The organism is Wolbachia pipientis, from assembly GCA_023052945.1.
Classification (GTDB): domain Bacteria; phylum Pseudomonadota; class Alphaproteobacteria; order Rickettsiales; family Anaplasmataceae; genus Wolbachia.
Genome location: CP095495.1, coordinates 879,404 through 894,246, shown reverse-complemented (window position 1 = coordinate 894,246; position 14,843 = coordinate 879,404). Strand labels below are relative to the sequence as shown.

General features: G+C 35.8%; 13 protein-coding genes. 8 read left to right on the top strand and 5 right to left on the bottom strand.

All coding sequences use genetic code 11. The features are described 5' to 3' along the window. Positions 1–395: 395 nt before the first annotated feature. Genes MWH06_04325 through MWH06_04305 form a run of 5 tightly spaced genes read right to left on the bottom strand, consistent with a single transcriptional unit; the run spans position 396 to position 5,547 of the window. The gene (locus MWH06_04325; protein UPA54553.1) at positions 396–2,459 is read right to left on the bottom strand and encodes an AAA family ATPase; all 2,064 of its coding nucleotides are present in this window, start codon (positions 2,457–2,459) and stop codon (positions 396–398) included. A gap of 15 nt (positions 2,460–2,474) precedes the next feature. Continuing rightward, entirely contained in the window at positions 2,475–3,698 is a 1,224-nt protein-coding gene (locus MWH06_04320) for an AAA family ATPase (protein UPA54552.1), read from the bottom strand. Then, positions 3,695–4,183: a hypothetical protein gene (locus MWH06_04315; GenBank protein UPA54551.1), complete on the bottom strand. Its 489-nt coding sequence runs from the start codon at positions 4,181–4,183 to the stop codon at positions 3,695–3,697. The genes MWH06_04320 and MWH06_04315 overlap by 4 nt, the downstream gene beginning before the upstream one ends. Before the next feature lie 23 nt (positions 4,184–4,206). After that, positions 4,207–5,004, bottom strand: coding sequence for an ATP-binding protein (locus MWH06_04310; GenBank protein ID UPA54550.1), 798 nt, complete (start codon positions 5,002–5,004; stop codon positions 4,207–4,209). Positions 5,005–5,055: 51 nt separating this feature from the next. Next, positions 5,056–5,547 carry a sigma-70 family RNA polymerase sigma factor gene (locus MWH06_04305; protein UPA54549.1) on the bottom strand — a complete coding sequence of 164 codons (492 nt, stop codon included), beginning with the start codon at positions 5,545–5,547 and terminating at the stop codon, positions 5,056–5,058. 876 nt (positions 5,548–6,423) lie between these two features. On the opposite strand from MWH06_04305, the gene MWH06_04300 reads away from it, so the two are divergent. The 8 genes from MWH06_04300 to MWH06_04265 all read left to right on the top strand — a co-directional run bounded on the left by MWH06_04300 (position 6,424) and on the right by MWH06_04265 (position 14,764). Next, complete coding sequence (locus MWH06_04300; protein ID UPA54548.1) at positions 6,424–6,894, top strand: Holliday junction resolvase; 471 nt, start codon at positions 6,424–6,426, stop codon at positions 6,892–6,894. A gap of 132 nt (positions 6,895–7,026) precedes the next feature. After that, complete coding sequence (locus tag MWH06_04295; GenBank protein ID UPA54547.1) at positions 7,027–7,506, top strand: hypothetical protein; 480 nt, start codon at positions 7,027–7,029, stop codon at positions 7,504–7,506. An 18-nt stretch (positions 7,507–7,524) separates the two neighbouring features. Further along, positions 7,525–9,009 carry an ankyrin repeat domain-containing protein gene (locus tag MWH06_04290; GenBank protein UPA54546.1) on the top strand — a complete coding sequence of 495 codons (1,485 nt, stop codon included), beginning with the start codon at positions 7,525–7,527 and terminating at the stop codon, positions 9,007–9,009. Then, positions 9,006–10,838, top strand: coding sequence for a phage terminase large subunit family protein (locus MWH06_04285; GenBank protein ID UPA54545.1), 1,833 nt, complete (start codon positions 9,006–9,008; stop codon positions 10,836–10,838). The genes MWH06_04290 and MWH06_04285 overlap by 4 nt, the downstream gene beginning before the upstream one ends. Next, the gene (locus tag MWH06_04280) at positions 10,831–11,055 is read left to right on the top strand and encodes a gpW family protein (GenBank protein UPA54544.1); all 225 of its coding nucleotides are present in this window, start codon (positions 10,831–10,833) and stop codon (positions 11,053–11,055) included. Before MWH06_04285 ends, MWH06_04280 begins: the two co-directional genes overlap by 8 nt. Before the next feature lie 87 nt (positions 11,056–11,142). Then, on the top strand, positions 11,143–13,362 hold the full coding sequence (locus MWH06_04275; protein ID UPA55748.1) for a phage portal protein: 2,220 nt from the start codon (positions 11,143–11,145) through the stop codon (positions 13,360–13,362). Then, positions 13,355–13,726 carry a head decoration protein gene (locus MWH06_04270; protein UPA54543.1) on the top strand — a complete coding sequence of 124 codons (372 nt, stop codon included), beginning with the start codon at positions 13,355–13,357 and terminating at the stop codon, positions 13,724–13,726. The genes MWH06_04275 and MWH06_04270 overlap by 8 nt, the downstream gene beginning before the upstream one ends. A 33-nt stretch (positions 13,727–13,759) precedes the next feature. Beyond that, a complete protein-coding gene (locus tag MWH06_04265; protein UPA54542.1) occupies positions 13,760–14,764 on the top strand; it encodes a major capsid protein in 1,005 nt (334 codons plus the stop codon). The last annotated feature ends 79 nt before the right edge of the window (positions 14,765–14,843 follow it).

The following is a 14,843-nucleotide window of genomic DNA, read 5'->3' as shown; positions in this document are numbered from 1 at the left end:
TATGATATAATCATAGTATATTTATATATATAAGGTAATTTGCCAATCTGCCAACTTGCTGAAACCAGCCTGAGGAGAGCGTTTTTGACTGTTTCTTCTAGTTGGCAACTTTTTGCCATTCTGCCAATCTGATGTTTGCACAAAACTATATAAGATATTGATTTTCTTGTATTTTTACTAAATTCAGATTGGCAAGATGGCAAATTCTTCAGTTTGCCAATCTGCCATTCTGCCAATCTAATTTGGTAAGATTATGCATAACACAAATATCTGAACAGGTCTACATACAGAGTGTAGCAAACTTTTCAGATATCTGATAAGCTGGAACGCAATATATACTTATATATATTTGCCATTCTGATGTTTGCGCAAAATTATGTAAGATATTGATTTTCTTATGTTTTTATTAAGTTAAGATTGGCAGATTCTTCAGTTTGCCAATCTAATTTGGCAGAATCACGCATAACCCAAACATCTGGATTTTCAACAGGTAGAATTACTCCATTGTTTGATGAGAGATAATAATCTGGTTTTACTAGTGTATATTGATTTTCAGCAATCTTCAGCTCCATATCTCTTACACACAAGTAACCATACTTTGACCTTGTACTTGATCTTACAGCCTTTTTAAAGAATTTTATATAACCTATGGTTGCAAGATGGCTAATTCTTTCACGAATGCTGCGTTCACTACCAAGTCCCAATTTTCCTTCAAAGCATTTTGCAAAGCTAGCTGCAGTATACACTTCTCCTTTATATGCTTCATTGGCAATTAATTCTAGAATTACATCGTGTCTTCTCAAGCGCTCTAAATCCAGTTTATTATTATAATCATCCCTTACTACCCTTTCTGAATTCAAATTTGTATCATATTGTAAAAATGATCCATTTTGCCAACAAAATGAAATCTTATTTTCTTCTGATGCAGAATAATTAGATTTCATTTGGCAAAGAACACGATCATTGCCAGTCTTTTCTTGTTTTGACAAATACCATCTAGATCGAACGGAATTATTCCATGCTGTTGAACCTCCTGTGCCAGTTTTGCGTATTATTCCAGAATCCGAAGGATGTGCACATAACAAAACAGCCCCTTTAATTATCTGCGCTATTCTACCACAACAGTTTTGTATAAATTGTCTCACATGAGAGCGATCATTTTCGTTACCTCCAAACAAATCTGCTGCTGTATCCAGAACCACAAGTTTTGGCTGAAATGATTTGATATCTTCAAGTAATTCCTGAAAGTAAGTAGTCAATTGTCCTGTACTTTTACTATTGAACACCATCAGTAAATTATCTTCTCCTGTACGAGATGATAAGCAAATGTTGTTAAGAAAATCAGGAGATTTCATATCAAGCTGATATAATTTATTTATTGCACATTGCCGACGCCAAAGTTCTTCTGTATCGTCTTCGCAAAATACACCATATGTCTTGATTCGCTCAATTGCTATCCCTAGCCAAGATTTACCAGTACCAGCAGCTGTCATTAATTGCTGAGCAAGAAGTGATTTTCCCATACCTCCATCACCATAAAGAGCTGTAACGCTGCCAACAGGAAGCCAATCCTTTACAATCCATTCCCTTTCTGGAGCAATATTAGTCCAAGCTCTAGTATCTATTCTGAGTAGCTTTTTATGACAAAGACTACTTGTGCTAAGGATAAATTCTTCAATATTTATCCCCTCTAATACACAATCAGCAGCATCCCAACTCCTTGGTTTGTTTGATGGAATCTTAAGCGTAGCAAGTGATGCAACACCAAGTTCTAAAAGTTTCTTTTCAGCGTTTTTGGCATATTTATTACCTGCTTCATCGTTGTCCGGCCAAATGATAATATGTTTACCTTTTAGCGGAGTCCAATCTGTTTTATCAAGGGTAGCATTTGCTCCAAACATTGCTGTTGTTGCAGTTATTCCTTTCTCTATAAGTGCTTCTGCGCATTTTTCTCCTTCAACCAGAATAACCTTATCGGACTTTAAAATACCTGGAATATTATAGAGAGGTCTTATCTCTGGCTCTTTGAATCTTTGTTTTTTAACATCAAATGGTTTAAACTGTTTTTTCTCTAAAGGAGGATCATAACGATAGACTATTACGATTAGTTGGTTATTTTCATCGTAGTAATTCCAACTACAAGTCAGATATTGTTCTAGATTTCTGATATTGTTTTGTTTTTTAAGACCAAGCCATTCACTTATTGAAGCCATTACTTCAGGAAATTCTACTCTGGCATTCTTTCCATGTACAGCTGCCCAAAGATCAATAATGTCACCACCTTCTCCCGTTGCAAAATCCTTCCATAACCCAGCTCTTTTACTTGTTAACTCTATTACCGTGCTTTTGCCTTTGTTACCCTGTACATCACCTACATAAAACTTATCGCCACGAAATGTTCCTCTTGGTAGTAGATGAAAAAGACAAGATCTGATGTTTTGCAGAAGCTGAGTTTTCACGTTTTTGCGGACAGGTTAAGCTGTAGCTATAACTTTAGAATTCTGCCAACGCCCATTTACTCTGCTAATAAATTTTGCTGGTATTGCTTTACCATTTCTTAGTTCATATACTACCTGCAAGACATTTGCACGTTTACTTGGTTGAAACATTACAATACCAGATGTATAAAAGCTTCTTAAAGCATTAGCACCAATTAAAGCTTGAAAAGGACTTTTTGCGAGTGTAGCTGTGGATACTTTTCTGGTATGACGTGTGATAATTATTCCAGCCGTAGGATTAATTACAGAACGTAGTTTTTCTATTCTGCTTTGCAGGCCAGAAAATATATTTTCATAGTCCAGAGAATCCAAAACGATAAGGTCTATCGTTTTAAATTTTTCTCCTATGATATCTTTTATTCTCTCTATACCTTCATCATTTAAAGTTAATCTCATCTTTGTAGTAACAATCAAGTTTTCTTCTGCTAGATTTGGCAGCCTTTGATTAGTTATGATTTGTTGTATGCGTTCTCTGATGTAATTGTACTCCATCTCATTTTGCAGATAGACTATTTTTAGCGGTCTTGCTGACTTCATCTTAAGAAACGACACTCCTGCTGCAAGATGTGCAAGCAAAGAGAGAAGAAAATAACTTTTGCCAACCTTTGGCGTACCACCAATGACTAAAAGACCACCTGGAGTGAGAATTCGTGGAGCTATTATATCTTCTGGTATTGGTGATTGATCACTCAAATATTGCCTTACAGAAAATATTTTTTCTTTCTTTTCCCTATTTTTTTCTCCACTTTTTGATTTCTTATTGAGCCACTTTCTAGCAGAATATATATCGCCTTTAATTAAAACCCAAAGATCAATAATATCACCGCTAGTTCCTTCGGTAAAATTACGCCATTCACCAGCTTCCTTACCTACTATTTTAACTGTAATTGTATTTCCATTTAAGTCTCCAATATAAGTTTTTTCTCGGTAAAACTTACCATTTGGAAGTAGGTAAGAAACACACTCCTTGATATTATCAATCAATAACATCTTTAACTCTTTTTGCTTTTTAGACATAAAATTCCCATACATATTTTTCATACGTGTAAAGTTGAGATTAGCTAGCTCACAAACAGTTTCAAAAGATTTTGAATTCAGCCAATTAATTGCTTCTTTTTTTAGCTTTTGGTTTTTTCCTACTGCATCCTGAATAGCTCTAGTAATGACAGCAGACCAAAGCTTTTCCTCGTCGTACTTCAAAATGGTACTCTGTCAATTTCATAATTTTTGCGGTATTCTGGAGTAACTACCGAAGCAATTTTGTTCTTTTCTCCATATTCATCAGTTATAACGCCCACCTTTACTGTAAATTCCAAACCATTTAACTCTGCAATTGAATTTAGCTTACGAGCAAGGATTGCACTTTCTGAGTTATCATGTGGATGAATATCACGCGCAGATTCCAAGATACTGCGAATCATAGAGCGACCCATTTCTCCCCAAATATCTTCTGCTTTACTACTTTTTATACCAATTATCTGATAAATCTTGTATTTCGCATATGGGTCTTCAATAACGGTAAATTCTGTATTTAAATAAATATTACCAGTAGTGGGGCTTTTCGTAAACCAATGTTCATAACCTCCAGGCTTAATTGTCATTTTTACCTTTACTATTGTCCCTTTAGGTATTAGTCTACTTTGCGGTTTTACAGTGTTAAAATCAGTTAATAGGTTTTGTAACATATATCACTCTCCATGTTTAAATTTTAAAACTTGCTTTTAATCTTTGTAAGCAGCTTACCTAAGTGTGGTTCTTCAACCATACTCAGACGTCCACTACGATCCTTAGCTGGGTATCCCCAGGGATTTAAAGTGTGGCAAACAAAAGAGCGCTTTTCCGTTCCATCATCTTTCTTGATTCCAACCATACTGATTACTTCGTCAACTATCCCAGGAATTTCACTAGCAGTTTTAGTTCCTTCGCATTGAGGTAGCCAAATTGGACGATTGAAGTCATCGAGATATTGACCTAAAGTGCCAACTATGATGATGTCTTTGTCTCTGATGTGTTGAAATTGATTGAGCCAAGCCATCATCTCCTGAGCAAGTAATCCATAGGCAGCTCTCATGTCCTGTTTTCCCGATCTCTCAGAAAAAGCTTCAGGTTGCATTTTTGCCCATAACAGACATAAACGTGAAGCAACGGTTATACTATCTACAAAGATGCATTGGTATTTAGAAAACTCAGAGAAAAGATCTTTGTACTTACCAGATACATGTTCATGGTGTCTTTGGCTATATGCTTGATCAGACTTCAGCGCAGGATTAGGCCCCCCTATAAGACAAGCAATATCTCTAGCTTCATTCCAAGTGCGAAGACTAATTGAATCTCCTTGCCAATCTTGAACAGCAAGAAGCCCTGCTTCAAAATCAAGGCAAAGTGTTGGTTCATCTACGGTCTTTAGGAGACTTGTTTTACCAATACCATAAGGACCAAAGATGACCATTTTTACAGTTGATATTGTTTGCAATCTTTCATTATTATTCAAAATTTTAAGAACCATTATTTATCCATGCTACGATGTATATATATACAAGAAAGGCAAAAATTTTGTTCAATTTTTCTTTTTGCCTTCGTAGTAAATAGGAGAAAGTTTGGCACGTATCTTCTTGATAATATTGTTTAAAGTGGTTCTTGAAACGTTGTTCATTTTGGCAACTTCATGTAAGTTAAAAAATTTAAGTTGCTCACATATATTTTGCCATTCCTTTGGTAAAACCGAGATCATATAGTCTACATCAATGCGTTTTGTTATTTCACCCTCAAATAGCTCTGTTACATCAATACTAATGTAATTGTTGATATCACGTTTTGCACATCGCTGTTTCTTTAGCAAGTTAATAGCTTTATTTTCAGTTAATCTTGCTACAAAGGTATTAAAGCTACTTTTGTCTTCATCATACTGGTCAAGATATGGCCAAATTTCACAGAAGAGTTCTTGCTCAAGATCTTCGTGAGCTTCATTAATAAAGCACTTAGCAAGTTTCAGTCTATAAGCTTGATATTTTACATTTTTAATAACTATATGGTAGTTTTGTAATTTCATAACTTTCCTTAAAAACAAATTGATGCTTTTAAGGATGAGAGTTATTAATGCTATTATGTAGGACAGGAGCAAAAATAAATAATACTGATGCGATTTTTAATCTATTGATATTCTGTTATTTTTTTTGAGAATAATACTGATGCAATTTAAAATAATACAGTTTAGGTTTTTGGAATCTATTTTAAATGGATTTCAATATTTTTAAGAATGGGTAGCTCAGGCTTCCTAAAGTTATATTAAAAATATATAAGAATTTCATATTTTGAAATTCAATATCACCTAAAGAGCTAAAAATGTGGATTTCGCTATTAAAAGAATAGCTTAAATTTTTAAGAGGAAAATAGTTGAAAAGTATGCTCTCTATAACCTTAAGTTCCGTTCCTAATTACTGGCTTCCTAAATCAGGAATTAGGAATCTAGAATTAGCCTGTATGGCGGGTTTTCACCATGCGTTCCTAAAACCGTTCCTAGGAACGGCATATCTGAAGTCCGCCAATATGGAGGATTCTAGCTTCCTGAAACCCTTATATATAATATATATATATAATACATATATAAAAATATACACATATATAAAAACATATAAAATATAAGAGTAGAATAATAAAAACCTCTAAAAGTAGAGAAACCCGTTTGAAAGGTCTTCAAATTCAAGAATTATAAAAAAAATTCCTAAAAATTTGAAGATTTTTTGGACGAAAATTTTTCAAATCTTGTATATATATGTACACAACAATTGAAAGCTCACTGGATCTTGGTAAACAAACTGGCTGTAAAAGAGTTTTTATGTTAGTTGTTAAATTTCGAAAATTAAAGATTTTTTGGACGTAATTTTTTCAAATCTTGTATATATATGTACTCGGCAATTGAAAGGAAATGCTCACCCTAGATCTTGGCAAACAAACCGGCTGGACTATTTTAAATGATGGAATAGTGCAAAGTGGAAGTAAGAGTTTTCATGTTAGCAGGTTTAGTGGTGGTGGAATGCAGTTTTTAAATTTTCGTAATTGGCTTAATTCACTTAAGTATAAATTTCCAGGCATTGAAGTTGTATACTTTGAAGAAGTGAGAAGACACTTGGGAACTGATGCTGCACATATCTATGGAGGGTTTTTAGCACACCTTTCTGCTTGGTGCGAAGAAAGTAATATTCCCTATCAAGGTGTTTCGGTTAAGACTATTAAACGTTTTATAACTGGCAAGGGCAATGCAAGTAAAGCTGATGTAATTGAAGCAGTGCAGGAAAAGGGTTTTTGTCCAACAGATGATAATGAAGCAGATTCTTTAGCATTAATGTTCTATGTTATGAATTTTAGTAAAGATTTCAATACGTTGGAAATATCATAAAAAGTGGGTCCTTTTGGCCAGGCTGGCGGGTTTGGTGGTCCTGACTTCGGGACTTCTTTAGCGTTAGATATATTTCAAATGTTAACTACTTACGAAATTATAGCTGAGCAGTGCTAAAAAGGAGAAAAAAAGGTGAGAATTACGCAAGCAGAGTGGGCAAGGGAAAAAGGGTTTTCGAGGCAATATGTCTGTTATTTAGTAAAAAAAGGAATAGTTGAGCTGGAAGATGGACTTATTGACCCTGAACAAGCAAATGAAGCGGTAGCAGCAATAAGAGATCCAAATCAGCCACTTAGGAGAAAGAATAACCTAGAGCACGAAGAAAAACTTTCAACGATATTGCTAAAAACGCGAATAAAAAATGAAACGGAGCGTGGTAAACTTTTGGAAGCTAAAGTGAAAGCTGAAATAGGCAAATTTGTGTCAATTGAAGAGGTAAAAACTGAAGCATTTAACGTAGCAAGAGTTGTTCGTAATAATTTGCTTAATATTCCAAATAGAGTTTCAGCACTGCTTGCATCACTGAGTGACACCGAAAAGATACATATGGCGCTGACTGAAGAGATTACAAACTCACTCCAAGAATTATCTAACAATAAATTTCAAATATAAAAAGATTTTGAATGTAAAATGGCTGATAACTTAAGTTTAGAGTTAATAAAGTGTCTCATCAATCAACCTGGATTAGATGTTAATGTTAGAGGGTTGAATGGAAAGACACCACTACATTGTGCTATAGAGTTTGACGAATTAAGTATGGTAGATTTGTTACTCACAAAGAAGAACATTAATCCTTTTGTAGAAGATAATGACGGTAAAACATCTCTTGATTACGCCAAAGAAGGGAAAAAAGCAGAAATATTACAAGCACTAATTAATAACAAATACGGATCAGAACAAGATAGCTTACTTCATTTAGCTGCAATGATAGGTGAAGTTCATGCAGTTAGATATTTGATCAGAAAAGGTATTGACGTTAATGCACGAAATGCTTTGCATCATACTCCATTACATCTAGCGGCAGGCATAGGACATGAGAATGTTGTCAAAATTTTAGTGGAAGAAGGAAAAGCTGAAATAGATGTCTTTGATGCACGAAATCAGACACCAATGCACTATGCAGTTAATAACAAAAAGTTGGAAATAGTAAAGTTACTGCTAAAGCTTGGAGCAGATGTGAATAGTGCACGTATGGGACAAAACTCAATGAAATTGTCACCTGTGCATATAGCTGTAAGTAATACTAATTATGATGAAAGGGATTTATGTCTTGATATTCTCAAATGCTTAATAAAGGAGCCTAATGCTCAAGTCAATTTGCAAGACTACGAAAATAAAACACCACTACATTATGCTGAAAGACTTAAAACAATAGAAATTTTACTGACACGAGAAGATATAGACCCTCTGGTAAAAGACGATAGGGGTAAAACACCATTTGATTACGCTAAACCTGAGATAAAGAAGGCTTTGATGAGTAATAAATACGGTTCTGAAAAGAATAGTCTACTCCATTTAGCTGCACAAAGAGGAGAAATTGAGATTGTAGATGCAATTTTAAAAGAAGAAATCAATATTGATATTGTAAATAATAAAGGTCTATCACCGATTTATCTTGCTGCAGAAAAAGGGCATTTACATGTAGTAAAGTTATTGCTGAAAAAAGGAGCAAATTATACACCTGTTTTTCACTTAGCAATCAAATCAAACAATTTAGAGTTACTTAAAGTTTTGTTTACTGAAAAAAATGGGTCTTTGCTCTGCAGAGATACCGTTGTTAATTTTCCAACCCTTCATAATAAATATATAGCACAGAGAGAAATAGCAGATAAAAGGACGAAAAAACATAATAATATTATCTGCATCTATACTACAGTCAGCGCAATAGCAGTAGCAGTATATATAGGGTTGATAACAACAACAATAAGCAGTGCGATCATTTTTGCAACAATAACAGGAGTATTTGCGCTTGTTATAGCAATAATGATAAGTGAGATGAGCAAAAGATATATAGAAAAGGAATTTCAGAAAAAGATGCTTATGGAGATGGAGGAGTGTAGTTCTACTGTTAATGATGTTGAGATAGAACCAATTGTGAGTAGATGCAGACAATGATATACGCCACATCTTTTTCTGAAGGTTTAAGACCAGACCCGCAACTTAAAGTATCAGAGTGGGCGAATGAGTATCGAGTTTTAGCAGCAACTGCAGCATCAGAGCCAGGGAAATGGAGAACGGAAAGAACTCCTTATTTAAAAGAAATCATGGATTCACTTTCTCCGTCCTCACCAGCAGAAAAAGTAGTATTCATGAAAGGAGCGCAGATTGGGGGAACAGAAGCTGGCAACAATTGGATTGGCTATATCATCGATCAAACACCAGGTCCAATGCTGGTAGTACAGCCAACAGTTGAAATGGGAAAACGTTGGTCGAAGGGAAGATTTGCACCGTTAATAGAGAGTACACCATGTTTAAAAAGTAAAGTAAAAGACCCAAGATCAAGAGACTCAGGCAATACTGTGCAGAGTAAGGAATTTCCAGGTGGAATAGTAGTAATAACCGGAGCAAACAGCAGTGTAGGACTGAGATCTATGCCAGTAAAATATCTCTTTCTTGATGAAATAGATGCCTATCCAGGAGATTCAGGAGGAGAAGGAGATCCAGTACTGCTCAGTATTGCTCGAACTAATACATTTGCACGGCGAAAGATTTTTTTAGTATCAACACCAACGATTCATGGAATAAGTAGAATTGAGAAGGAATTTGAAGCAACAGATAAGCAGTACTTTTTTGTTCCCTGTCCGCATTGTAATTATTACCAAGTATTAAAGTGGTCACAAATAAAATGGGAAAATAATGACTCAAGAACAGCACATTATGTCTGCACTGAATGTAGCGGCAAAATAGAAAATCATCAAAAGACAGAGATGCTAGACCGTGGAGAATGGAGAGCTACAAATCAAGTACACAATAGCAAAGTAATAGGATTTCACCTTTCAAGTCTTTATAGCCCAGTTGGGTGGTATAGTTGGCAACAAGCAGTAGAGGATTTTCTGCATGCAAAGGAAAGTGAACAATTACTGAAAGTTTGGATCAACACAACGCTTGGAGAAACCTGGGTAGATAAGGGAGAAGTACCAGACTGGAAGCAATTATTCAACAGAAGAGAATTTTTTCCCGTAGGCACAGTGCCTAGGAGAGAAGTGGTACTTACTGCAGGTGTTGATGTGCAAAAAGATCGTTTAGAAGTAGAAGTTGTAGCATGGGGAAAAAGCCGCGAAAGTTGGTCAATAGACTACCGAGTATTTGAAGGAGATACAGGAGGAGGAGAAGTATGGAAAAAGCTTTCAGAGCTACTCAATCATCATTTTATCGGTGAAAGTGGGCTTGAATACATGATAAGCATGATGGCAGTTGATGCAGGGTATGCAACGCAGGAAGTTTACAACTGGGTGAGAAGTCATCAAGGGTCTGGAAGAGTAATGGCAGTGAAAGGTGTAAATAAAGCACTAGTGCCGCTGAGTAGCCCAAGTAGAGTAGATATAACAGTTGGTGGTCAAAAGCTAAAGAGAGGAATAAAGCTCTGGCCAGTAGGAGTATCGATATTAAAGTCAGAGCTTTTTCAATTACTTAATATTTTAAAAGAAGAAGAGGGAAAATCTCTACCTGGATATTGTCATTTTCCAGAATATGCACCTGAATATTTTAAGCAGTTAACGGCAGAGCAATTAGTCAGCAAAGTGGTGAAAGGGTACACTAAACAAGAGTGGCAAAAGGTAAGAGAAAGAAATGAAGTATTAGATTGCCGAATTTACGCAAGAGCTGCATCGATAGCACTGGGAATAGACAGATGGCCAGAGAGTAAATGGAATAGTTTAAGTGGAAAAATGGAAAGCAAAAAGCCTAAAAAAGTGAGACAGAGTAAGTGGTTGGAAAATGTATAACAAAGAGTATTTAGTTAAAATTGAAGAAGCGATAAAGAAGCTTCAGAGTGGCGAAAGAGTAGTATCAATTGCATATGGTGACCATGTGGTGAGATATGCTGAAGTGCAGATAAAGGATCTACTGAGCTTAAGACAACGTATTAAAGCTGAATTGAAAATTGCAGGTATGAAGCCAAAGAGAAAGATTATTTTTTCAACCAATAAAGGAATTTTATAAATGCTGCTAAAAACCTTCAAGCAATTGTTTAACAAAAAAAAGATAAAAAGCTCAGCCTGGGACGCTGCAGGGTCAGGAAGAAGGGTAATGTATTGGCAACCGGAGAAAAGTAGTATAAATAACTTACTTTCTCAAAGCCTTGAGCACTTGCGTAGTAGATCACGTGATATGGTGAGAAAAAATCCATATGCAACAAATATTATTGATACAATAGTGAGCAACTCTATTGGAACAGGAATAAAACCACAATCAAAAGCAAGGGATGCAGAATTTCGAAAGAAAGTACAAGAATTATGGCTAAAATGGACAGATGAAGCAGACAGTAACGGAGTAAGTGATTTTTATGGATTACAAGCTTTAGTGTGCAGAAGTATGATAGAGGGAGGAGAATGTTTTGTACGTTTAAGAACGAGAAAGCTGGAAGATAGATTTTCTGTACCATTACAACTGCAAGTACTTGAGTCTGAACATTTAGATAATAAAACAAATCAAACTTTAGGAAATGGTAATGTAATAAGAAACGGGATTGAGTTTAACAGGCTTGGGCAAAGAGAAGCATACTACCTATTTAAAGAACACCCTGGTGAAAGTATGTTTGGAGAATCAGTGAGAGTGCCAGCAAATGATGTTTTACATATCTATAAACCACTGAGACCTGGGCAAATTAGAGGAGAGCCATGGCTTTCTAATATACTGCTAAAGCTCTACGAACTTGATCAATACGATGATGCAGAGCTGGTAAGAAAAAAAACAGCAGCAATGTTTGCAGGGTTTATCACAAGACTTGATCCAGAAGCAAATATCATGGGAGAAGGTGAAAGTAATGAGCAAGGAGTAGCACTATCTGGCCTGGAACCTGGAACAATGCAGCTTTTAGACCCAGGTGAGGACATAAAATTTTCAGAACCGTCAGATGTTGGAGGAAGTTATGAAGCGTTTATGAGACAGCAACTGAGGGCAATAGCGATTGGTACAGGGATAACATATGAGCAACTAACAGGAGATTTAACCGGTGTTAATTATTCATCAATCAGAGCGGGATTAATAGAGTTTCGTCGTCGATGTGCTATGCTGCAACACAACATTATAGTATTCCAATTTTGCAGACCAGTATGGAGTAGATGGCTAGAACTTGCCACTTTATCTGGAGAGCTTTCTACAACAGATAATCAAATATTTAAAGATGTAAAATGGATACCACAGGGATTTGATTGGGTGGATCCACTCAAAGACCAGCAAGCACAACAGATGGCAGTAAGGAATGGATTTAAGAGTCGAGCAGAAGTAGTATCAGAAATGGGTTACCATCCCACGTTTAAAAACATAAAGCACTCCATCAAAAGTAACGTAGAAAGAACTGCAATTATACCAATTCATGGAATCTTGACTAAAAAACCAGGTGCGTTTGATGAAATGCTCGGGATGACATCATATGAGCAAATAGAAGTACAAATTACACAAGCATTAGCAGATAGTAGCATAGAGACAATTATACTGGAAATAGATAGCCCAGGAGGGGAAGTAAATGGTATATTTGACCTAGCTGATTTTATCTACAAAGCAAGATCAAAAAAAAGGATTATTGCAATGGCCAATGATGATGCATACTCTGCTGCATATGCTATAGCCTCTAGCGCTGAGAAGGTATTTGTGAGCAGAACTTCTGGTGTTGGCAGTATTGGAGTAATAGCAAGTCATATAGATCAAAGTAGATTTGATGAAAAACAGGGAATAAAATATACGACAGTATTTGCAGGAAGTAAAAAAAATGATTTAAATCCGCACGAGCCAATGACGTCTGAAAGTCTGGAAAGCTTACAAAAAGAAGTAGATCGACTATATGAAATGTTTTTGCAGCTAATAGCAAGAAATAGAGGTCTTTCAATTGAAAAGATTCGATCAACAGAAGCAGGGCTATATTTTGGTGAAAATGCAGTAGAGATAGGCCTTGCGGATGGAATGACAATTCTTTCATCTATTAATAAAAACAGGAGTATTACTATGAACGAACAAACTATAACTGACCTAGAAACTAATAATTTAACTAAGTATCGTACTGAAGTTGTTGAATTAATACGTTTGTGTAACTTATCACGAATGCCAGAGAAAATAGGAGAATTTATTGAGCAGGGTGTAAGTGTTGAGCAAGCAAGGGAAGTTTTAATGGAATTACTTGCAGAAAGAACAAAGAAGACAGAGATAATAAGTACAATACCACAGAATTCAGGAGAAGAGTTGATGATGCAGGTAGCGAAAAGTCGTAGGCATTTAAAATATATAACAAAAGGAGAAAAGCAAAATGAGTAGTATAACAGAACAAAATAATCTAGGTGACTTATTAAAGTATGAGGCATCAAGCCTGTATTCAAGAGACTCAATAGCAGTAGCTAAAGGTCAAAATCTTAAACTTGGTACAGTTGTTGGTCGTGATAAAGACAACATGATTAAGGTAATAAATCCAACTGCCACAGATGGCACACAAACAGCGATAGGTGTAATAACAAGCGATGTAAATAGCAAAGATGGAGATACTAAAGCAGTAATAATTACTCGTATTGCTCTTCTTGCCGATCATGCAATTGTATGGCCAGCAAATATCACTGAAGAGCAGAAAGCTGCAGCAATAAAGCAACTTGAAGCACGAGGAATCATCATCCGCAAGGGAGTTTAACTAAAATTAATAGGAAAAAAGGGGGAGAAAAAAATGCAAAATCCATTTACAAATACAGCATTTAGCATGACGGCACTAACAAATGCGATAAATATATTGCCGATAAATTATGGACGAGTTGAAAATTTAAATTTATTTCCAAGTAGGTCAGTAAGATTTAGACATATTACCATAGAAGAGCAAAATGGAGTATTAAGTTTACTACCAACGCAAGTTCCCGGAGCACCAGGAGCAGTAGGAAAAAGAGGAAAAAGAAAGGTAAGAACATTTACGATTCCACATATTCCACATGATGATGTAGTGTTACCAGAAGAAGTACAGGGAATAAGAGCATTTGGATCAGAAAGTGAACTTAAAGCGCTGGCAGATGTAATAACTGACCATTTGCAGCTAATGAGAAATAAACATGCAATAACGTTGGAGCATTTGCGGATGGGAGCGCTGAAAGGAATAATTCTGGACGCAGATGGCAGTGAATTGTTAAATCTGTACAACGAATTTGAAATAACACCAAAAGTAGTAAATTTTGCACTAGGAACTGCAACAACTGATGTAAAACGTAAGTGTATGGAGGTATTGAGGCACATAGAGGATAACCTAAGTGGTGAATATATGACAGGAATTCATGCTTTGGTAAGCCCTGAGTTTTTTGATGCACTTACTTCTCATACTAAAGTGAAAGAAGCATATGAAAGATGGCAAGAAGGAGCAGCACTTCGAAATGATATGAGATCAGGATTTACGTTTTGCGGAATAACGTTTGAGGAATATAGAGGGCAAGCAACTGATCCTGAAGGAACCGTGAGAAGATTTATAGAAAAAGATATAGGTCACTGTTTTCCACTAGGAACAGCAAGCACATTTACAACATACTTTGCACCAGCAGATTTTAATGAGACAGTGAATACTCTTGGACAGCCACTCTATGCAAAACAAGAGCCAAGGAGATTTGATAGAGGGACTGATTTGCATACGCAGTCAAACCCTCTGCCAATGTGCCACCGTCCAGCAATACTAGTCAAGATCGTTGTAACATAGGTAGAGCAAATATAAAGCGGTGTGAGGCAGAAGAATGCTTTACCTCTTCTTAGCATATAAATGTTAGTATATAGCGGAG